General features: G+C 35.6%; 23 protein-coding genes. 15 read left to right on the top strand and 8 right to left on the bottom strand.

Annotated features, from left to right (window positions below):
• Positions 1-2 precede the first annotated feature (2 nt).
• Both DIZ80_08050 and ilvE read right to left on the bottom strand, forming a co-directional pair.
• Positions 3-935, bottom strand: coding sequence for a cytochrome C biogenesis protein (locus DIZ80_08050; GenBank protein ID RDH84076.1), 933 nt, complete (start codon positions 933-935; stop codon positions 3-5).
• Between the two features lie 184 nt (positions 936-1,119).
• The gene (gene ilvE / locus DIZ80_08045) at positions 1,120-1,956 is read right to left on the bottom strand and encodes a branched-chain-amino-acid transaminase (GenBank protein RDH84075.1); all 837 of its coding nucleotides are present in this window, start codon (positions 1,954-1,956) and stop codon (positions 1,120-1,122) included.
• A 94-nt stretch (positions 1,957-2,050) separates the two neighbouring features.
• Here ilvE and DIZ80_08040 point away from each other — a divergent pair, with 94 nt between their 5' ends.
• Positions 2,051-2,500, top strand: a complete 450-nt coding sequence (locus tag DIZ80_08040; protein RDH84074.1) for a MarR family transcriptional regulator — start codon at positions 2,051-2,053, stop codon at positions 2,498-2,500.
• A gap of 46 nt (positions 2,501-2,546) precedes the next feature.
• On the opposite strand, the gene DIZ80_08035 is transcribed toward DIZ80_08040, so the two are convergent.
• Positions 2,547-2,768, bottom strand: coding sequence for a hypothetical protein (locus DIZ80_08035; GenBank protein ID RDH84073.1), 222 nt, complete (start codon positions 2,766-2,768; stop codon positions 2,547-2,549).
• Between the two features lie 270 nt (positions 2,769-3,038).
• Between DIZ80_08035 and DIZ80_08030 the strand changes: the two genes are divergently transcribed.
• From DIZ80_08030 to hrpB, 4 genes are all read left to right on the top strand, one after another.
• Complete coding sequence (locus DIZ80_08030; GenBank protein RDH84072.1) at positions 3,039-3,410, top strand: hypothetical protein; 372 nt, start codon at positions 3,039-3,041, stop codon at positions 3,408-3,410.
• Positions 3,411-3,919: 509 nt separating this feature from the next.
• Positions 3,920-5,155 carry an RNA helicase gene (locus tag DIZ80_08025; GenBank protein ID RDH84071.1) on the top strand — a complete coding sequence of 412 codons (1,236 nt, stop codon included), beginning with the start codon at positions 3,920-3,922 and terminating at the stop codon, positions 5,153-5,155.
• A gap of 58 nt (positions 5,156-5,213) precedes the next feature.
• Entirely contained in the window at positions 5,214-5,420 is a 207-nt protein-coding gene (locus DIZ80_08020) for a hypothetical protein (protein RDH84070.1), read from the top strand.
• 53 nt (positions 5,421-5,473) lie between these two features.
• Positions 5,474-8,077 (top strand): ATP-dependent helicase HrpB, encoded by a 2,604-nt coding sequence (gene hrpB / locus DIZ80_08015; GenBank protein RDH84069.1) that lies wholly within the window; start codon positions 5,474-5,476, stop codon positions 8,075-8,077.
• 264 nt (positions 8,078-8,341) lie between these two features.
• Here hrpB and DIZ80_08010 read toward each other — a convergent pair whose 3' ends face one another.
• Positions 8,342-8,704, bottom strand: coding sequence for a hypothetical protein (locus tag DIZ80_08010; GenBank protein RDH84068.1), 363 nt, complete (start codon positions 8,702-8,704; stop codon positions 8,342-8,344).
• A 547-nt stretch (positions 8,705-9,251) separates the two neighbouring features.
• Between DIZ80_08010 and DIZ80_08005 the strand changes: the two genes are divergently transcribed.
• The 7 genes from DIZ80_08005 (at position 9,252) to DIZ80_07975 (ending at position 14,825) form a co-directional block, all read left to right on the top strand.
• Positions 9,252-9,440 carry a hypothetical protein gene (locus DIZ80_08005; protein RDH84067.1) on the top strand — a complete coding sequence of 63 codons (189 nt, stop codon included), beginning with the start codon at positions 9,252-9,254 and terminating at the stop codon, positions 9,438-9,440.
• 108 nt (positions 9,441-9,548) lie between these two features.
• Complete coding sequence (locus DIZ80_08000; GenBank protein RDH84066.1) at positions 9,549-10,316, top strand: alpha/beta hydrolase; 768 nt, start codon at positions 9,549-9,551, stop codon at positions 10,314-10,316.
• 211 nt (positions 10,317-10,527) lie between these two features.
• Positions 10,528-11,259 carry a hypothetical protein gene (locus DIZ80_07995; protein ID RDH84065.1) on the top strand — a complete coding sequence of 244 codons (732 nt, stop codon included), beginning with the start codon at positions 10,528-10,530 and terminating at the stop codon, positions 11,257-11,259.
• Between the two features lie 201 nt (positions 11,260-11,460).
• Positions 11,461-12,249, top strand: coding sequence for an ABC transporter permease (locus DIZ80_07990; GenBank protein RDH84064.1), 789 nt, complete (start codon positions 11,461-11,463; stop codon positions 12,247-12,249).
• An 8-nt stretch (positions 12,250-12,257) separates the two neighbouring features.
• A complete protein-coding gene (locus tag DIZ80_07985) occupies positions 12,258-13,007 on the top strand; it encodes a hypothetical protein (protein ID RDH84063.1) in 750 nt (249 codons plus the stop codon).
• 5 nt (positions 13,008-13,012) lie between these two features.
• Positions 13,013-13,930, top strand: a complete 918-nt coding sequence (locus DIZ80_07980) for a hypothetical protein (protein RDH84062.1) — start codon at positions 13,013-13,015, stop codon at positions 13,928-13,930.
• Entirely contained in the window at positions 13,923-14,825 is a 903-nt protein-coding gene (locus DIZ80_07975; protein RDH84061.1) for a hypothetical protein, read from the top strand. The genes DIZ80_07980 and DIZ80_07975 overlap by 8 nt, the downstream gene beginning before the upstream one ends.
• 24 nt (positions 14,826-14,849) lie before the next feature.
• Here the strand turns inward: DIZ80_07975 and DIZ80_07970 are convergent, their stop codons facing one another.
• Both DIZ80_07970 and DIZ80_07965 read right to left on the bottom strand, forming a co-directional pair.
• Positions 14,850-15,077, bottom strand: a complete 228-nt coding sequence (locus DIZ80_07970; GenBank protein ID RDH84060.1) for a transporter — start codon at positions 15,075-15,077, stop codon at positions 14,850-14,852.
• A complete protein-coding gene (locus DIZ80_07965) occupies positions 15,078-15,482 on the bottom strand; it encodes a transcriptional regulator (GenBank protein ID RDH84059.1) in 405 nt (134 codons plus the stop codon).
• Positions 15,483-15,593: 111 nt separating this feature from the next.
• Between DIZ80_07965 and DIZ80_07960 the strand changes: the two genes are divergently transcribed.
• The 3 genes from DIZ80_07960 (at position 15,594) to DIZ80_07950 (ending at position 18,543) form a co-directional block, all read left to right on the top strand.
• Positions 15,594-16,259, top strand: coding sequence for a hypothetical protein (locus DIZ80_07960; GenBank protein RDH84058.1), 666 nt, complete (start codon positions 15,594-15,596; stop codon positions 16,257-16,259).
• A gap of 12 nt (positions 16,260-16,271) precedes the next feature.
• On the top strand, positions 16,272-16,874 hold the full coding sequence (locus tag DIZ80_07955; protein RDH84057.1) for a glutathione S-transferase: 603 nt from the start codon (positions 16,272-16,274) through the stop codon (positions 16,872-16,874).
• Between the two features lie 319 nt (positions 16,875-17,193).
• Positions 17,194-18,543 (top strand): rhomboid family intramembrane serine protease, encoded by a 1,350-nt coding sequence (locus tag DIZ80_07950; GenBank protein RDH84056.1) that lies wholly within the window; start codon positions 17,194-17,196, stop codon positions 18,541-18,543.
• 14 nt (positions 18,544-18,557) lie between these two features.
• Here the strand turns inward: DIZ80_07950 and DIZ80_07945 are convergent, their stop codons facing one another.
• Together DIZ80_07945 and DIZ80_07940 are read right to left on the bottom strand one after the other, a co-directional pair.
• Positions 18,558-19,868: a sigma-54-dependent Fis family transcriptional regulator gene (locus DIZ80_07945; GenBank protein RDH84055.1), complete on the bottom strand. Its 1,311-nt coding sequence runs from the start codon at positions 19,866-19,868 to the stop codon at positions 18,558-18,560.
• Complete coding sequence (locus DIZ80_07940) at positions 19,865-21,784, bottom strand: hypothetical protein (GenBank protein ID RDH84054.1); 1,920 nt, start codon at positions 21,782-21,784, stop codon at positions 19,865-19,867. Before DIZ80_07940 ends, DIZ80_07945 begins: the two co-directional genes overlap by 4 nt.
• Between the last annotated feature and the right edge of the window lie 468 nt (positions 21,785-22,252).

Here is a 22,252-nt window from a genome sequence, read left to right as displayed (position 1 = left end):
AATTAGACTTTCAGTGCTGCTCGTGGCTCAAAGTTTAGTTCTTTTTCCATCTTGCGATAAAAATCTTCAGCTTTCTGATTATCAGCAGGAGGTAAAACCAGATTTATAATAACGTATAAATCACCGGGGATTTTTGCTGGAATACCACGGCCCTTGAGACGCATCTTATGCCCTGAAACCGCGCCTGCTGGAATTTTTAAGTTTACCTTACCATCAGGGGTTGGGGTTTTAACAGTCGTTCCCAGTACGGCTTCCCAGGGAGCGACTGGCAAATCCAGATAAATGTCCTTACCTTCAACACGATAGAAGTCATGTGTTTTGAAATTGACTTCAAGATATAAGTCCCCCGGTTTTCCATTGCTTAAACCTGCTGTGCCTTGTCCGGCTAATCTGATGAGCTGTCCCTGTTTAACACCTTTGGGAATGTTGACATTCAGTGTTCGTGTACTCGTAACCACCTGTCCCTGACTATTGACGGTGGGGGCCTGTAAGCTGATAGAGCGTGTCGCACCGTTAAATGCATCATCAATATCAATAAAAATTTTTGCATGATGATCTTCACCATGCGCCTGCTGTCTGTTAGCGCCTTCATAAGCACTATTAAATTGTTGACCAAAAAGTGATTCAAAAAAATCACTAAACGATGCTGAATGGCTTGCGCCATTAAATTCAAAACCCTCATCCCAGTTTGGCGGAGGATTGAAGTCCTGTCCGGATTTATAGTTGGCGCCGAACTGATCATATGCAATGCGTTTTTCAGGATCTTTTAAAACTTCATATGCTTCACCCAGCTCCTTGAACTTTAATTCAGCATCGGTTTCTTTGCTTACATCCGGGTGATATTTACGCGCCAGTTTTTTATAAGCACGTTTTATTTCCTGTTGATTCGCATCGCGTTGAACACCGATGATTTCGTAATAATCTTTAAATTGCATATCATCCCCATATTGTTCAAGTTTATACGCGAAACACTGTATATAAAGTGTTTAATTAATAATTAAGTTCAATAAAAGATGTTATAGAATTTATAACATCGCTTAACCTTTGTATTATTTAGTAGATGGGGTTGATTAATACTTTTTCAATGGTGAATACACCTTTGTAATGGTACTGATAATGTTATTGCATTAAACTCATCTGGTAGAGTTCTTTTAACTGCTTAAACACAGGGCCTGGAGATGCATCGTATTCACGCCCATCAACTTCACTTACCGGTATTAACTCTGCACCGGTTCCAGTTAAGAAACATTCATCAGCTGCATAAATATCATAAGCTGCGAGTGATTTTATATTTGTTTTTATTCCACTTTCAGTTGCAAGTTTTAAAATCAGGTCACGGGTAATACCGGCTAATGATCCATCTATGGAAGGAGTCGTGCAAAGCTCACCATCCATTATTATAAAAATATTATCAACCGTTCCTTCGGTTATAAAGCCCTGCTGATTTAACATAAGCGCTTCCTCAACCCCTGCGTTATTGGCCTCAATCCTGGCGAGTATGGCATTCAGATAATTAAGGCTTTTAATGCGGGGGTCCAGACAATCTGCAGGTATGCGTCGAGTAGCTGAAATAATAGTGCGTATGCCATTTTGTTGTGCTTTTTCATCTGACATATTCAAAGGGCTGGCAATAATAATTAACTCCGGCTTTTTGCACAGGGCAGGGTTGATACCGAGCGGACCTTTTCCCCGGATAACAATTAAACGTATGTAACCCTGATGTTCTTTATAAGCATCGATTACATTTTGTAGGGTTGAAGTTAAATCACAGATGCTTTTTGGTAAATCAAGTGCAAGCGCTTTAGCTGAAGCGGTTAGTCTCTTTAGGTGAGGCTCGAGTAAATACGCTTTCTTGTTGTAAAAACGAATACCTTCAAAAATACCATCTCCGTAAAGAAGGCCATGATCCATAACTGATATTTTTGCATCTTCAAGTGCAACTATTTCGTTATTGATCCAGCAAATACCTTCAGTTGATATGTTAACTCCTTAAATTATTAGTCAATTATATTGACCTATTATTCTGCATGCGGCATGTTATTATGTCAATATGATTGACCAAAATAATAATGAACGTACTAAAGAGCTTAATCTTGCACTGGAAGCGCTACATTTTGGATTCAGGGCGTTAATAGCCAAACCTGATGAGAGGCTGGCAGAAATAGCCTATTCACGTGTACATCATCGTATTCTGTATTTTATTGCACGATATCCGCAATGCAGTATCAATGAACTATTGAATGTTATGGGCGTGAGTAAGCAGTATTTAAACCGCCCTTTAAGGAAATTAACAGAAGATGATTACGTTATTGTTAATGTAGATACGGAAGACAAGCGTGTAAAACGGGTCAGTTTAAGCCAAAAGGGGGCGTTATTAGAAACTGAGTTATCTGGTGATCAACGTGAACGCTTTGAAAAAGTGTTTGAACAGGCTGGCCCTGATGCAGAAGCAGGTTGGCGAAAAGTAATGGCGTTGTTAGTGGATTCAGCACAGGACTAAAAAAACATGTAACTCCAGATCGCCTTATTATTTCAGGTTTGAGTCTCTAAGGTGAACAACACGACCCTGACGCTTTTTGAATGGGTGGGCAGGGAACATTACCATAAGAGCAGAAAACACAGCAATCGCCTTTTTCAGGCTTAAGCAAAGACTGGCAATTCTTGCATTTATAAAACCACTGGCAGGCATCTACTGGCATTGTTTCAATTTCTTTATGACCACATGCAGGGCAGGTTATTGTTGATTTAAGAATGATTTCATTTTTCATTATTAACACAATTTATAGTAATAAAAACATACTATGTCTCAGTATAGGTCACGAAGTTGATGTGGTATTTAAATATTTTTTATTTATTTTTACGGACATAGGGTGTCCGTAAATCTGAGTATTTTAAAATTTGATCATTTATATAATTAATATTATAAGTATTTGTCCAGTTAATGTCCTAAATATACATTCAGGTTTAATAGTTAATTTGATTAATAAAAAATCTTAACTAGAATAAATTAAGCGAAATTCAGGGAAGAGAAGTAAGTCATGGAGTTATTAGATGAAATATTCAATATTAATATAAGTCACAATGATCTGGTTAATGTTTTAACCATTAATCATTTACCCAGGTTATGTAACTCTATAGATACAGTTATTTCTGATGAAAAAGACAAAGGTGTGATTTATTGTGTATGGGGTCAGCATAGAATTAACAGGGAAGAGATAAAAAATGGTGTTCGTTTTTATTTTCCTACGTGTCCAAATGAACTGGCTCTCTGCGTAACAAGAACTCAAGATAAGATCTCTATCGTTTGCACAACTAACACTGAGATAACGGATGATGATTTTATTGATTCTATAATGGAATTTCAGCAAGACTGGGTAAAAGGCACTAAGTTAATTTGTGGTTATGCCTGATTATTTGTTTTAAGTTTACCCTCGATAGTATCTATATTTTTTTCAAGTTCATTTACCAGAAAATCTTTAAAAATTCGTACTCGTGCAGTGGTGCGTATATCAACATGAGATAACACTCATAAGGAATGGGTCGTAGTCAAAATGAAGAGAGAAGAAAGATTGAGAATCTCTTTTCATTAAGTCAAAAAAATGGACTAATTTGACCCGAACACTCAGCGCAAAAAAAGATCAAGGCTACATAGCTCAGCTGGTTAGAGCACATCACTCATAAACCCCAGTCGGGTTCAATATGTTTTTCAGGTATGCGAAAAAGGTCTGGGTCAGAATCATATAGTGCTCAGGGGAGTTGAGTAATACCTAATCCCTCTTTTACCATGTTAAACATAACGCCTAATTCACTGGTGCAATAGATATGTTTAACGTTAGTGTAATAATCGCACTATAAAGTCATAAATCCTCTATAATCACCCTCCATTTTTGGCTTTTATCGTAGTACCAGAGGATTCACTATGAACTTTTCATCCCTAGATCTTGCGCCTGAGATTCAGAAAGCCGTGGATGCCTGTGGTTATCGACAGATGACAGATATACAAAAGCAGGCAATAGTACCAGCTCGCCGTGGAATGGATTTGCTTGCCAATGCCCAGACTGGTACGGGTAAAACCGCGGCTTTTGCGATACCGATTCTTCAGCAGATGCTGGATCGCCCTAAAGAAACGGTTTCAGAATATCCTCGCACGCTTATATTAACCCCAACCCGTGAGCTAGCAGAGCAACTGGCTGAAACGATTAAGAGCTATGCGCAGTTTACGTCCCTCTCAGTAATGGCTATGTATGGTGGCGTTAAACTATCCGGACAACAGAAAAAGCTGCATGCGGGTATTGATATACTGGTATCTACACCGGGGCGTTTATTAGAGCATCTGGTGCAATGTAATGTGCATCTGTCACAGGTTGAGTTTGTTGTGCTTGATGAGGCAGACCGTATGCTCGATATGGGCTTTATCTCTGATGTTCAGACATTATTAAAACAGACACCAGATAAACGTCAGACACTGCTATTTTCTGCCACCATGTCTAAACAGGTTGATATGATGGCGAGCTCCTTACTGACAAAACATAAAGTCGTGAGTGCGGCTAAAAAGAACGAAACAGCCGTTACAGTAGAGCATGTGGTTTATGCGATTGAAGAGCACCGTAAAGCCGATCTGTTTCTTGAGTTAATTGAGCAGGAAAACTGGTTCAAAGTTCTTGTTTTTACCAGTACAAAAGCACAGGCAGATGAACTTAAAAGGCAGCTGAAGCATGCAAAAATCACTTCGGCTTTATGCCACGGTGATAAAAGTCAGGGAGCACGTCGCCGTGCAATCGCAGACTTTAAATCTGATAAAGTTCAGGTGTTAATTGCAACTGAAGTTGCTGCCCGTGGATTAGATATACAGGGACTTGAGTACGTTGTTAATTATAACCTGCCTTATCTGGCTGAAGATTATGTGCATCGAATTGGTCGAACGGGACGTGCGGGAGAAGCAGGTCACGCAATTTCATTCGTTAGCCGTGAGGAAGAGCGGGCATTAAATAATATTGAACGGTTAATTGGTTATCGTATAAAACGATTAACAATGCCAGGTTTTGATGTTGGCAGCCGTGATTCGTTGTTGAAGAATATATCAAAAAATGTACGTCCGGGGCGTACAAATAAAGCGACACAGACTAAAATTAAACGCGGTAAAAATAAAAAGTAAAAATTTCTTTTCATTGTTTTTGATAAAAATGATAGTGAACGACAGGTAAGACAATAAAATGTGCAAATTATTAAGTGAATGGTCTCCTTCAAAAGCGGCTATTGATCTGGTTAAATTAAACGGACTTAATGATGATCAGATAGCTAAATCAGTCGATTATTTAAAGAATCAATCTGATTTAAAACATATTGATGATGTTAAAGGTTATGATAACTGGAATTCATTGTTTATTATGTTTTGCGTAAAAGCGAATAAAGAAGTTTAACTTTTTATAAAAATTACCTTTAGATTACGATCTGAGGTGCTTAGAAAAAACTGATGCAATCTTTACCTATCAATGACGTTTTAGATGATATAAAAAATACCCTGAATACGCATAATCGTGTTGTATTGCAAGCGCCACCCGGAGCAGGTAAAACTACCGTTGTTCCTGTCGCATTACTTGATCAGGCCTGGTTAGAAAATAAACAAATCATAGTATTAGAACCCAGACGACTCGCTGCACGTAATGCTGCTGCGCGTATGGCATTTTTATTAAATGAAAGTGTGGGGCAGACAGTGGGTTATCAGATACGTCAGGATAATTGCTTTAGTGAAAGAACAAAAATACTGGTAGTAACAGAGGGTATATTAACGCGTAAGTTACAGGCTGATCCTGAACAGGAAAATACAGCCCTGATTATTTTTGATGAATTTCATGAACGAAGTTTGCATGCTGATTTGTCTTTAGCGCTAAGTTTGCAGAGTCAGCAGATATTGAATGAAGATTTAAAAATTCTGATTATGTCCGCAACCCTTAATACGACGGCTATATCAATCTTGCTTGATAATGCGCCGATCATACAGAGCGAAGGCCGTAGTTATCCGGTTGATATAAAATACCTCGACAAACCTTTAAGTACAGCAGGTAATGCATACACAAGAAATCAGAAATTAATTTTACAACTAATTAAAACCATTAAACAGGTTATTTTTGAGCAACGCGGAAGTTGTCTGGTTTTTCTGCCAGGTGTAAAAGAAATTAATCAGCTAACAAGGCAAATTAAACAGTTTATTCAGGAAGAAAAAATCGATAATATTATTGTTGCACCTTTGCACGGGAGTTTAAGCAAACAACAGCAGGATCAGGCTATTTCAGTTCCGAAAAACGGCTTTAGAAAAATCGTGTTAGCAACGAATATTGCAGAGACCAGCTTAACTATAGAGGGTATTAACTGCGTAGTAGATTCAGGTTTGCAACGTATACTCGAATACATTCCTTCATCGGCTATGAATGGTTTGAAAACACATTTTATTTCAGAAGATTCGGCTACCCAAAGATGCGGTCGAGCTGGTCGTTTGTCTGAAGGAGTCTGTTACCGAATCTGGACACTGCAACAACAGAAAAGATTACTTAAACACTCACAGGCTGAAGTGCTTCACAGTGATTTGTCCTCACTTGTATTAGAGCTGGCAAACTGGGGTGTTAAAGAGGTGGGTGAACTAGAATGGCTGGATGTTCCACCTGTAAGTGCAATTGAGCCGGCTAAAGAATTATTGCATCTACTTAAGGCAATTGACAGTCAGGGACAGATAACTGCTCACGGAAGTGATATGTTAAAACTGGGAACGCATCCGCGATTAGCGCATATGATGTTATCTTCTGTTGATTTATTACAGGTTTATCATGCCTGTTTGATTGCAGGTTTACTGACGGAAAAAGACTTATTTAAAACCGGTACGGATAAAAGTATTGATATTCATGACAGGATTAATGTTCTTAAACAGATTAAGTCCTCAAGCGAATTCCATCATGATGTTGATAAACAACAATGTAAACGAATTATACAAACGGCAGATGATTTTTTTAGTCGCCTTAAACGTATTACGAATATACAGGGTAGGGGTGAAGTTGATATTAATCTAAGCGGGGTTCTTCTGGCTTATGCTTATCCCGATAGAATAGCGAAACAACGCAGACCTGATGAAGCACATTATTTACTTAGTAATGGAAAGGGTGCAGTAATTCCTGAATATTTGCAGCATCATCTCTATCAGTTTCTGGTTATTCCAAATCTGGATGCAATGTCGGGAAGAGAGAAACAGGGTGAAGCTAATATATATCTGGCTGCTGAAATATCAGAGCAACAGTTAGATGAGTATTTTACAGATCTTATTGAATATAAAGATACGGTTCAATGGAGTGATACAAATCAACGTGTAGAAACAAAACAATCTCAGTTTCTGGGTAAGTTAATTATTCAGGAAAAACAGATAGTATCTGAAGATAAACAGTCTATATTATTGTGTCTGTTAAATGCGGTTAAGGTTGCCGGGCTTGATTCCTTAAACTGGTCGTCACAGGCTAGTAATCTGAAGCAACGTATTCAGTTTATTAAACAGTTTGTTAAAAATGATACTGATTTAAGAGAGCAACACGATATTAATATGTTGCCTGACTTTTCGGACGAAAAATTAATTAATGAATTGAATATATGGCTGTTACCGCATTTAACAAATGAAAATAGTTTTAAACAGATTAAGAAACTTAATTTATATGAAATTCTACAAAGCCAGCTAAACTGGGATCAACAACAGCTTGTTAATAAACTGGCACCGGAAAAAATCAAAGTACCTAGTGGGTCTAATGTTGCAATTGATTATAGTGATTTGAATCAGCCTGTACTTGCCGTTCGATTACAGGAGGTGTTTGGTTTATATGAAACACCTTTGTTATTACAAGGTCGCTGCAAGTTAATGATGCATTTATTGTCACCTGCTCGTAGACCCATGCAGGTAACGCAGGATTTGAAAAGCTTCTGGCAGACAACGTATCACGATGTAAAAAAAGAGTTAAGGGGCAAGTATAAAAGACATTACTGGCCAGATGACCCGTTTACTGCGCAGGCGACTAACAAAACCAAAAAGAATATGAATAAATAAGTTACGCGGTTTTCATGAAAGAAATTTATAATCAATAGTTCAAGCTTTGTTATCCCAGCATGTTTCAAACTGGGACTCAGCAACTTATTTATAAAAAGTCACTGAAATTTGATCAACAATATGGCGGATTGACGATACTTGTTATGGTTTTGTCTAATCTGCTTTCGTGTAAAACTCTAAATTATGGCTTTAGGGTTTAATCTGCAATCCACATTATCAATCTATTGATAATGTGGATTGAAGCTGAGCATATTGACTAATTATTTAGAAGTATTTACTGCAATGATCTATTCGAGCTTTATAGAATAGTTCACATGATGACTGGTTATTACTTTTTACTAAGCACTGTCTACGCTGTTTTAGCGAATATTGCTTACAACTATCTAAAGAAGCACTGACCTGTAGTATTTTATTGGTACGCTGGCTTTGTCTAGCGCGTTTTCCTGCCCATGGATTTTTATTTAGCGTCTGCATTGAACCACTATCTGTGCTTTTAAAGTGGTTTTTAAATTCATCGGCAATCTTTTGTTGTTGAACGTCTGTTAAACCGATGTTTCTATTTTCAGCATTAATGCTGAAACTTGCTAATAAAGCGCTAATAATGAGTGAAATACGTAAAAAAGTCATGCTATGTCCTCTAATTATGAGATTTTAAGTTTTTGCTTTTATTATTTACTGGCTTTTAATTAGATATGAAAAGCGCTTTGACAGCTTGCAGCTGTAGACGTTTATCATTTTTGACAGGTATCAGAGCTAAATATGTCTGTTCCAGATATCAATGAATTAATGACTATCCTGGGGGAGAGCCTTAATTAATGCGCAGCATATTAGAATATAATAATTAACAAATCAAGTTGGAAATGCTTAATAACTGTTTCTGCATCAATCAGGATCTAAAGAAAACGCCTTAAATTCTCCTAAGAAGCCTTCATATAGGCGATTTATATATAAAGATAGTTTGTGCAAATATATCTGGTGTATTCATGTTTGATATAATCTGCACCTAGATTTATCAATGAAGCTTCATTCTGGCGCGTATTGATTGGTGTGAGGCATTTAATGCCGAGCCACGGGCATTCCCTGGGTGTACTTTAGTGCAGGTGAAAAAAATCAATGGAACATTTCAATGCCAAGAAAAATAATACCCAGATTATGTGCCTGTGGATGTAACAAAATGACGCGTGGAGGAGAGTTTATTCCGGGGCATGACTCTAAGCTCTACAGTGCAATTATTAAACATGTAGGGGGCATTACAAACCTGAGAAAACTGGTTGAACAGAGTACTGGAAAGTATGTTGTTGTTCATGAAACATTATCATCAGTTTATATCATGGAAGATATATCTACCATCTGGAAGAACTGATAATAAATAATGATCTGGGCTACCAGACTAACAATATCTAATTAGATAAAAACCTGCTTCACAATGAGGTAAAGTAAGCACAATACTTAAATTCTCAGGAATAATTTTATGCGCTTATTTACGACGATAAGTTATTGTATTTTTTTGCTGGCCTCGACCTCTAGTATAGCGGCAGACAGTAAAATAGTTACTTTCAATTCTTCAGATAATATATTAATAAGTGCAGATGTTTATAGTCCACATAAATCATCAGCTCCTATGATTGTTCTGTATCACCAGGCTGGATCAAGCAGAGGTGAGTATAATGAAATAGCTCCACGTTTAAATAAGCTTGGTTTTAACTGTCTGGCAGTTGATCTTCGATCAGGCGAATTCTCAAGAGGTAAAGATAATCAGACTGCCATGCGTGCGAGTAATGCTGGTTTATCGACTTCATATTCTGATGCTCTTCCAGATATAATCAGTGCATTAGAATATACACAGAAAAATTATCCTGACAGTAAAATACTCGCCTGGGGAAGTTCATATTCTGCGGCACTGGTATTAAAAGTGGCGGGTGATCACGCTGAACTGATTGATGGCGTACTGGCTTTTTCTCCAGGTGAATATTTTTCACATCAGGGTAAAAGCAAAACATGGATTCGAGATTCAGCAAAAGCTATTAACATCCCTGTATTCATAACTTCATCTAAAAAAGAAAAAGAAAGCTGGCAAAGCATTTTTGACGTTATACCGTCAAAGGATAAAAATAGTTTTATTCCGGCTACTGAAGGTCGACATGGCTCAAGAGCTTTGTGGGAAAAGTATAACGATAGTGAAAGTTACTGGCAGGCGATTAAACAGTTTCTATTGTCTAAAAACAGGGTATGGTCATAAGATTGAAGTGGCATATATTTATATAAACAGTTAATCAATTAAGCTGCGGTAGTATTTCATAGTAACTGTGATACTATCAATACTGTATATTGACACAGGATGTGTGATTAGCTAATACTCAGGGAGTATATAATAGCTTAAATGATAAAAATTCTGTGTATAGGATGTAAAGTATGAGTTTTATATATCCATTTTTGCAAGTCGGTTATAAATGATTCGCATCGTTGTTATAAACGCTAAAGGCGGTTGTGGCAAAAGCACAATTTCTACTAACCTTGCCAGTTTCTATGCTAGTAAGGGTTTCCAGACGTCGTTGTATGATTATGATGAGCAGGGCTCCAGCATGCGCTGGCTTGATGCTCGCCCCGATACCGTTGCCAGCATACATGGCGTTAATGCGTGTAAAACAGCGGCCAGAGGTGTAACGCGCAGCTGGCATATGCGAATTCCTCCTGAAACTTCTCGTATGGTTGTCGATACACCACCCGGATTAAAAGGTCCTGAATTGGTGGAACAATTAAAAGGTGCCGATTATATTCTGATTCCAGTATTACCAGCATGGCTCGATATTTGTGCTACTGGTGATTTTCTTCGTGAGCTTATTATTAATTTAAAAGTGCAAAACGGAAAAGCCAGACTGGCGATTATTACAAATAAGGCGCGTAGAAATACCACAGCATTTAAAGATCTTGAAAACTTCCTGTGTAAATTAAATATACCTGTTCTAGCACAGCTAAGAGATACGCAAAATTACAATCGTTTTACTCAATTAGGCCTTGGGGTTCATGAATTGAATCATCAGGCAACAGCAATAGATAGAAAGCACTGGCAATCAATATTTAACTGGATTGAAATTAATGTTAAAAATCAAAGTATTATTAACAGTGCTAACAAGGCAAGTGTTTTAGATAGTGATGACATGGAGCTTTGTCATGTTTCCTAGTCATATATCCTGGCAGGTAATATAGAGATAGATGTAATCCTGATATGCTCAGAAATGACCTAGAAATATTACTTTAAATAGGCTATTACTATAGTTATCAGAGAAAATTCCAATGACAGTGGTTCTTGTGTGACATTTACACCTTTCTTATTGTCCATCACAGCGATACCAGACATGTAATGTAATAAGGAAAGCATTAAAATGCTCAATGCTGCTAATCAGATATCCGGCTGGTCAGGTGCGTTTATATTACGCAGACTATCCTATCTGGTTAATCTAACGACATTTAGTTCATTTGCTTTAAGGGACTGGTTTAAAGCAATGAGCCTGTTCAATCGATACAGTTATCGTTCCCTCGTATCACAAATTATATTCACCGGCATTGATGCGTTACCTACTATCATATTTCTGGCAATGGTGACCGGTTTTGTATTCACCTTCAGAATGATCTCTATTTTTGACTCAATAGCGGATACCGTTAGTATTTTAAATTATTTTGTTGTCATGGAAATGGGACCCATGATTGCAGGAATTATACTAATAAGTAGAACCGGGTCTGCTATTACTGTTGATCTGGCCAATATGAAACTGCATAAAGAGATAGATGCGCTTGAGTTAATGGGTATAGATATTAATAATTTTCTTGTAGCCCCTAGAATATTAGGTGTAACGCTTTCGCAGTTAAGTATTTCTATTGTGTTTACTGTTGTAACATTAAGTGTAGGTATATTGTTAAGTGCATTATTAATATCACCTACATTTTTTAAATATTTTGCCGATGTCATAACAGGTTTAAGCCCTGTAGTACTAATCGTCTTTATAATTAAGAACCTGTTGTTTGGCTTATTTATAGGTTCAATTGCCTGTTATCATGGATTAAAAGTTACTCAGTCAGCTACAGAAGTTCCACAACAAACACAGAAATCAATAGTAAATAGCTTACTGATGTTGTTTATTATTGACGGTGTTTTTGCCCTGTTAATGATCTGAGAACAAAGATGATGAACGAACTCCTTACGGCTAAAAATATTATTCCACAGGCTGAGCACACTTTTGCCTGTGCTGCGTTAAATCTTCAGGTAAGTGAATCGTCAATAATTAGTTTGGTAGGGCCTCAGTCATCATCAAAAACGACATGGTTAAATACACTCATGGGTTTTAATGCAATGGCGCAGGGGGATCTAACATTACTGGATCATGATGTCAGGCAGCTTAGTCGTACTGACTGGCTGGATTTGCAGAAAGATATTTCCTATGTAGGAAAAGATTCTGCGTTGTTGTCGGCTTACACATTAATGGAAAATATTCTTTTGCCTGCTTTATATCATAAGATAGGAGGCAGGGAAGAGCTTACAGCACAGGTTTATAATCTATTTAATGAACTTGGTTTTGATGACAGGGGCGAGCTTAATGAGTTGCCAGCATTTGTTACACCATTATTAATAATGTATACAAAATTAGCCCGTGCATTAATTGTTAAACCAAAATTATTATTTATAGCGGATGTATATGCTGAATTAAGTCCGGGAAGAATGCATAACACCAGGCTTTTTTTAAATAAGTATATAAAAAAAACAGAGACATCAATAATTTTAACAACATCGCATCTGGAATATATAATTAATGATTCCAGTTGTTTTGTCTTTTTATCGGATAAAGTAACTTGTGTATATAGAAATAAACAGGAGTTAATAGAATCTGATGTTCCCTGTGTTAAGGAATATGTATCACGTGCGGGGTTTCATTAATTAATATGGATAACCAGAAAAAACATCATGAAACTCATTATATTCATAGGATTAGTTACACAGCTCAGGAAAGAATTGTGGGTGTGTTTGTACTATCTGCGATAGTGCTATTGGTGTTTTTATTGTTTACGACAATAAAAAGTCAGAATATTTTTGAAGATCAGTTCACTATTTATGGCAGGATTAAGTCAGCTGAAGGTTTGAATGCCGAAACAATTGTAGAAATTTCAGGTATAGAAGTAGGGAAAGTTTCAGCTATTGATATAACTGATGACAATCATATACAGTTAACAATGCGTATTTTTACACGTTTTCACAAGTTATTACGTAGTGACTCAGAAGTTAAAGTGAGTAGTCTGAATGTGGCCATGCTCGGAAAGTCCATGATTGTTATTACTGCAGGTTCTGCTGATAAAGACCTGATTCCTGAAGGGACCATTTTTAATATTCGAGAGTCAAATTCGGTAGAAGATATCATCGGTGAAGCTACGGCTATGCTGGATGATGTTAATGTATTAATACAGGATGTATCTAAAGTCGTGAATACGGTTGATGTTGATAAAATATCATCAGCAATAGAATCGTTTAATCAGTTAACAACAAATCTTAATTTATTGTCTCAGCATATAAATTCGGGGCAGGGTGCAGTAGGTACACTTATTTATGATAATGATATAAAAAATGATATATCAGAAAGTGTAACGAATTTAAAAGAAACGACAGAATCTCTTAAAAAGCTGGTTACAATGTTATCTGCTGATGCAGATCAGGTGCCTGAAGTGTTAAGTAATATAAATTCAATTATCAAAGAAACAGAAAAAACGATAGAAGCGACGCAGAGGGTTTGGCCAATTTCAACAGCAATGCCAGATAAAAACAGTAAAAACAATGTTCTTGTAAATCCGCAGCCGGCTAATGATTGAAATGAAGTTAAAATTAGTTATCATTTTTATATTATTTAACATGCTTTCTGCATGTGCGTCTAAGCCTGATAAAATTCAACCATTCTGGATGGAAAAAGCAAACGATTATGCTGCTAATGGTGTTTTGTTGTATGAGCAGCAATTGTATAAAGAGTCGGTGGTTTCATTTTCTCGTGCATATAACGCGTATCAACGTTTTGATTATGTAAAAGGGATTTCTAATTCACTATTAAATCTAAGCAAAGCTGAGATTGCACGACATAATGTAACTGAAGCAGAAATACACCTTAAAGAACTTGATGTTTTAATTGAAGAGTATGATTTTAATATAATATCTATACATGTAGATATTATACGATCCTCTATATCTATAAATAAAATTGAATTAAATAAAGCAGAAAATATTTTGAATAAATATATCGATAGTCTGGGAGGGAATATTCAGAGTATTCAGAAAAATTTATACATTGCATTATTAACCAATCGTGTACGTCTTGCCGTTAAATCTAATTATGATAGTGAATATTGGGTAAAAATATATGCCAGTAAAACTGACAAAAATAATGCAAGATTATTAAGATTTAATGCTCAGATGGCTGGAATTAAAAATGATCTGAATGTTGTCAATCAACTATTCTCAGGTGCAATGGAAATTTATCGTGAACAGGCAAACTCAAAATCTGTACTGTCAACTTTGAAGGAGTGGGGTGAAACATTAAGAGGCATGAATCAATTAAATGCGGCGGCAAAGCGTTATGAGACAGCATATAAAGTTGCAAAAAGTGCATCAGTTAAGTTTGAAGAAAATATTATCATTAATAAGTTGCTTGAGATATATGAATTACAGAGTGATAGTGAGAATATTCGAAGATTAAAAAAATTACAATCCAGTTAATTTATTATGTGTGATTTCCTGATATTAATCATCCTTCCATTCACTGCGAAGATATAACGCCTCAACTTTCTCACGTGCCCAGGGTGTTTTTCGTAAGAATTTCAAACTTGATGAAACACTGGGATCTTTAGTAAAGCATTTAATGTTGATACGTCCCCCCAGTTCATTCCAGCCATATTTTTCTTGCAGACGCGTTACAATCATCTTTAACGTTACACCGTGTAATGGGTCCTGATTTGTTACTTTATTCATTTATATCTCATTATCTTGCTGCTGTTTTTTTAGGTATTCGTCAACCAGTCTAGTGTTAGTTCCCGGTATAAACTCAAGTCCCCAGTCTTTAATAGAGGTTAGTATCTCGCCTAACGCTTTACCCTGTTTTGTAAGTAGGTATTCATATCGTACAGGCCTTTCCTGATAAGGGCTTTTATCAATAATACCGTAAACCTGTAAGCGTTTAAGCCTGTCTGAAAGAATATTAGTTGGTATGCCTTCTGGAGATTGCTGAAATTCACTATAGGTTTTCTTACCTATAAACAGGTCTCTAATTATCAACAATGTCCATTTATCACCAATAATATCCAGTGAATTTGTTATTGGGCATTCAGATCGTTTTAGGAAGTCTGTTTTGTCTGTTTTTGTAGTGCTTTTGTTCATATCTGTAGTTTAACACACTGTTACTTGCAATTTAAAAGTAACTAAGTCATTATATAGTAACTTGCATAATGCAAGTTACTATATAATGTATGTTTTTTACAGGAGATACGTATGAATACAGTTGTAACAGAGAGTGTGGGCACTACAGATAAAAGGCACTTTATAGCAGGTAGTATTGTTGTTAGCTGGTTAACGTTAATCGTGTTATTAGGGTTGAATGGTTCATATTCTGTAGCGGTTAACGAGGTACCGGTAACATTAATTACATCATTTATAATAACTTTTATAGTATTTTCAGTAAGTTACATAAGTATTCCAGCTGTTCGAGAGTATCTTCTGGGTATAGATATGCGTTTTTTAATTATGCTGAGTAGCTGGAGGATGATCGGTATTGGTTTCATTATGCTGAATATGTTTGGTCATCTACCTACATCATTTTCTTATGTAGCCGGTATAGGTGATGCTTTAACGGCAGTAGCGGCTGTTTTTCTTGCATTTAATTTAATGAAACAAGAAAAGGGTGTGCGTAAAAGTGCAATATTACGTTGGAATACGTTTGGTCTGTTGGATTTTATTATAGCGGTATCACTTGGCCTGTTAACCAGAACGGATGCATTACTGGCAGAGTCAAATGGATTAAACGGTGAATTAATGATGGCATTTCCAATGGTGATTATTCCCGGTTTTCTTGTTCAGATACTTAGCCTGACGCATATCATTATATTTTTACAATTACGTAATAATCATGCGAATGATGCTTATGTAAAAATCAAATAAGGTGATTAGATAATGCGTATAAAACTCTATTTTACGCCACGAACACGTGCTGAACGTGTTCGATGGTTACTGGATGAATTAGAGCTTGATTATGAACTGATTAATATCAATCTGTTCGATGGTGAAGGGCAAACTGATAAGTACAAAATGATACATCCTCTTGGGTGTGTGCCAGTGCTGGATGTAGATGGTGAGTTGATGTTTGAAAGTGGGGCTATCTGCGACTGGCTGACAGATTTACATGCAGATAAACAGCTTGCACCAGCAATAGACTCAATAGAGCGTATAAAATACAAACAATGGTATTATTTTGTTATTGCTACAATGGAGCCATTTGCGTGGAGTATTGTATTAAATAAATTTATCTTACCCGTGGAAGAAAGATTACCAGAAGTTGTAATAACGGCAGAAAAAAATTATATTAAAACACTCGAAATTATTGAAAGGGAACTAGAGGGTAAAGATTTTTTAATCGGTAACAGGTTTACAACGGCAGATATAATGTTAACAACTCTGTTAAGCTGGTTACCAAAAAAAGTAAGACCTTTTATAAATACATATACTTATATGAAAAAAATGACAAATAGGGATAAGTTCAGGCAGATAGTAAAATAAATATTTATTCTGCTATTGATGAGGTTTTATAGTTAAATTTGACTCTATGTGATGATTTTGGCTTAATAAATATAAAAACTAAACAACAGGGTGCTCGTTTTTGCTATTTCTTCCATACAGTACTGCGCTATCACTATGTAAACCGCCATATGTTACTTACATTATCTCGATATTATGTCTGCTTGTTTTCTATGCTCAATATAATAATAATATTGAGATTAATAATTCTCTGCACACCTACTGTAAATCCATATACGTAGATAATTATGATGAAACATCTTATGATTTATTAACACAGAATAAATCAGGTTGCGTCCAGATGCTTGGTTTATTACATGAGAGAAGTGATCATATTGATGATCGTTCCCTCATTAAGTTAGTAAGTAGAGATACAAGTGAGTATTTCACAATAGATATTACTCATAAAATAGATGAAAATTTAGAAAAGCATTTATATGCTTTTGAGAAACTAACTCCTTCTAGTCTTGATGGTTCATTAATGCATTTTCCGGATGAAATTAATCCTCTTCCAATGCTGACATCAGCGGTTGCTCATGCAAGCTGGAGTCATGTAATATTTAATCTAATTTTCTTTATTGCATTTGCTCCAGCAATTGAAGTGCTTATTAGTAACAGACTGAAATATTTAGGTTTATTAGTTGCTCTTTCTTTTGTTACAAGCATCAGTTACTCATTGGCAGTATTAATTAATGGTAATGAGCCTGTACCTTCACTTGGTTTGTCAGGTGTTGTTATGGGGATGATAGGGGTGTTTGCTTATCTCATGCCCCATGCACGTATCCGAGTATTTTTCTGGTTTTTTACAATTATAAAAATATTTTTTATTCCCGCCTGGATTTTAGCTCTCTGGTATATAGGTATGGATACGCTTGATATGCTCTTTAGTGATGATTATGGTGGAATAAACCTTATCGCACATGTCAGTGGAGGTTTTGGAGGTTACATTTTAGGTTATATATTTTTTAAGGAACAACGTGAAATAATAGACGATCTTGGGGATGAAATTAAAGATGTAAATAGAAGTCATCAATCGGGTTCATTTGGTACGCTTGATAAAATGAGTCAAAATGAGTTAAAAAATAGACAGCAACAAATGCAACTGGAAAAAAATTATGAACAACATATATCTGAAATACATCGTTACGTACGAGGGAGACAGGACAGTAAGGCCATTAATTTAATTATTAAAGATTATGAAGTTCAATCAGCCAGTGTTGAAATATTTGAAGAGTTATTTGAAAGAATTAAAAGCTGGGGTGATTCAAGAACCTTGCTTTGTCTGGGGCGTTTACTTATAAATCTGCTAATAGAGAAAAGAAAGTATGCCAGGGCTTTGTTGTATGTTGAGATGTGTCAGGAGGTAACGTATGAATTTGTACTGGCTGACCCAGATAATGTGTTGTTTTTAGCAAATACAGCTCGTGAAAATAGACAATATAAAGTCGCTTATCTTTTGGTTCGAAATCTTTATGAGCGCTATGGTGAGTATATAGATCTGGAGTCAACAGCTTTAGTGGAACTTGAGTTATTGGTACAAAATTTAAATATGAAGGAACAGGCTAAAGTTAGAATGAAAGAGTTATTAATGATTGCTGAAGGAGATTTTAAGGCAGACCTGATGAAGTTGAGCGTATTGTTGAGAAATTAATTTAAGTATCATGTTTATGTCTTGTCATTTAATTTTCTCCATAGAGTTGAACGACTTATACCTAGTATTTTTGCAGCTTTAATCTGATTTCCATTAACACCTTTAAGAACATGCTGGATGTGCTCCTGTTCAATTTTTTTGAGGCTAACAAAATTGTCCTGTCTTAAGCTGTTTAGCTGATCAGAGTCTGGTGGGGGAGTACCGTCTAGAGTGTCTCCTTCAGCTAGAATAATACAACGTTCGATATAATTATTTAGTTCTCTTATATTTCCAATCCACGGGCTATTTTGTAGTTTTTTAATCCAGGATTTTGTGAAAGTTCTAGTAGGTAAATCGTATTTTTTAGTAAATTTATTTACAAAGAAGTCAATTAATAGCGGGATATCAGATTTTCGTTCAATAAGGCTGGGCATAGGTAAGGTAATAATGCTGATACGATGATATAAATCATGGCGAAATTCACCATCGGAAACCATTTTTGAAAGATTTCTATTTGATGCGCAGAGTATTCTGGCATTAATAGGTATGCTCTTATTAGAACCTACGGGAGTTACTACGTTTTCCTGACAAACACGAAGTAGTTTTATTTGCATTGAGTCAGAAATATTGCCAATTTCATCCAGGAAAATAGTGCCTTGATCAGCGGCTTCAAACAGACCGGTTCGATCACTTGTCGCGCCAGTAAATGAGCCTTTTTTATGCCCAAATAACTCACTTTCTAATAAATTATCGGGAAGTGCACCACAATCTATTGCTATAAACGGTGCATCACTTCTTATGCCACAAGTGTGTATGGCTTTAGCAGCAAGTTCCTTGCCTGTACCTGATTCACCAGAAATAACAACAGAGCAGTCTATATTGCTTAATTTATCTATCATTTTAAATACGCGGTGTATCTCTGGTGAGTCACCAATCATATTATAATTTGTGTTAACTGAGTCGGATTTGTTTTTGGCTATTTCTGAGTAGATTATATTGCGTTCTATAGTGCTTCTTAATTCGTCTATTTCATATGGTTTTTTAATGAAATCACAGGCACCAGTTCGCATGGCCTTAACTGCTCGATCAACTGAACTCTGACCGGTTACTGCAATAACGGGCAGGTTGGGCCATTTGTCATGGATAATATTGATTAATTCAAATCCGTCTGTTTGAGGCATGTTCAGATCAGTAAGTACTATATCAGGTAGCTTATTTTTTAAACGCTCAATACAGTCAATAGCAGAAGTAAAAACCTCGCAGTTGATTGATATTTTCTCACTAACTCTTAAGAACAATTTATTTGCAATGTGGTCATCATCAACAAAATAGACTAACTTTTTCATATATTATTATCTTCAGTAATGTTTAAGGGTAGTGTAAACCATATTGTTAATCCATTGCCTTTTTCATTATAAGCACCTATATTACCCTTATGTTGTTGGATGATTCCATAACAGACAGATAAACCCAATCCCATGCCTTCATGTCCTTTACGTGTGGTGTAAAATGGATTAAATAGTTTCTCTAGTGTTTGTTCATCAACGCCACAACCATGATCAGTGATTTTACAGATGATAGCCTCGAGTCCATTGTCCGTATTTTTCTGTTTTTCAATTAGTATATTTATGGTTTTATTCTCTGGGCTGAAATCAATAGCATTTATAATAAGGTTTACAAATACCTGATGTATCTGTGATGGATCAATCTTTATATAAGGCAGGTTGGCAGGAATTTCTTTTGAAATGGTTATTTTTTTTAAAGAAGCTTTGTGGTTTAAGAGTTGTATGCTTTCATCTAAAATATCTGATAAAGACGATTGCTCTACAGATGGTTCTTTTAATCTACCAAAATCCAGTAAATTTTTAACAATGGATGCGCAACGTTGTATTTCATGTTGAAGTACAATAATATCTTTGCTCAAGTCTCCATCTGGCAGCTTAGAGTTTACTTCTTCACGAGCAAATTGAATAATTAAAGACATATTATTTAACGGATTATTTATTTCGTGAGCAACGCAGGATGCAAGTTCACCGACAGTAGCCATTTTGTCAGTCAGTCTAACTACTTCCTGTGCACTGCTTAAGGAGTTAGATAAATCGTTAAATGCATTAACAAGAGCGTTAACTTCTAATGTACTGGTATCAGGCAATTTCATATTAATATTTTCTTCTTTCTGTAATATGAGTCCATTTGCGACATTAGAAATAGGGTCAAGTACGTATTTCTGTATGTAATAATAGCCCGTACTGAGAAAAACGAGAATTAACGTTCCTAGAATCCAGATGTTTAAAATGGTATTTGATGATAGTCCAGTTAAAGATGTGATTTCATTCTGGATAGAGTTGTTTGTTTCTTCATCAATATCATAGAGTAACTGTTTGATTTTTTTTGATAAGGGACGAATTTGTTGGCTAATGATAATATCATCCTGCCGCCATTCTGCTGAAGTATGTATTTTACTTACTACTTTAAAGCTTTTATACCATTCTTCCGATAGATCAATCAGATTAGTAGTGATAGCTGAGTTTTCAAGTGATGCTTTGTTTCTTGTTTCTGATTTTTTAATTTTTTGTAAAGTTGCTCTCACTCCTGAAAATAAAGTATCTATATCATTTAATTCATTTTTCATACCTGCTTCAGGGTTATTGATGGTTTCAGTTCGATAAGCAACGAATAACCTGAATGAGGAAATCATACGATGCCATAGTCTAAGGGTATCAGAGAAGAGATCAAACAATTCAGCATTATCTGTTGACATCGATACTAATGGAATATCACCAATGGCCAATGAGTTAATAGTCACAAATTCAAGATTAATCGGATACAGTGTTTCTTCAAGTATTGAAAGAGTAGGGAAGCGTTTGCTTCGATCTTCTCTAAAGCTGATAACGGTGTTAATGAGCTTTTTCATGGACATTATCTGATTTAATAACGGTTGATGGTCACCAATGTTTCTTTCGCTGTTAAGAATCAGATTGTTTATGCTGTTTAATAAAATATCAAGATTGAGCAATAAATTGCTTTTGTTTATTTCTGAAGAGGTATGGATGTAAGAGTTTAATGCGAAGTCTGTTTCCCAAATGCTATCTCTTAATTGAGCGCTTGCTTGTTGAATTATTCTACGATCATCAACTATATTAAGGCTTTTTTCGCTGCTCTGATTTACATTTATAGATGTATAAACGAGTGTAATAATTATTGCGCTAAATAAAACGACAACAGCGATTATATAATGAGACTTAAGTGATGTTATTATCATAGTGCTTATACAAAAATGTATTTTATGTTATTTTAATATCCGCTTGTCTTGTGTGGTGCTTATATAGTATCGGTTATAAAAAATATAGAAAGTTGTCACTTTATAGATATGGTATATCTAAACTGTTTATTATCATATCTATATATGATAGTCGCTTGTTTCATATAAACAATCTTAATCTAATAATACAGTGTCTTTAATGTTTTAATCATATCTAAATTAATATTAATTATTACTTACATGAAGTGTTTCAATATGAAACATAGCTGTTTTAAATTGAAACAGCTATGTTTCATTTTTGAAATTTATGCTTTCAATAATGTCTATATTACTATCTTCTAATTATCCTCAATGTGTTGCTGTATATGAAGAATTTCATTGGTTGTTAGTCAAAATTTAGTTTTTATCTGTTGTTGGCATATAGATTGCTCTTATCTTCTTACCTAAGTATTTAAATGGAAGTGAAGC

Source organism: endosymbiont of Galathealinum brachiosum, assembly GCA_003349885.1.
Taxonomy (GTDB): Bacteria; Pseudomonadota; Gammaproteobacteria; order SZUA-229; family SZUA-229; genus SZUA-229.
Note: the sequence above shows the minus strand (reverse complement) of the source record. Positions and strands in the feature narration are given on the sequence as shown.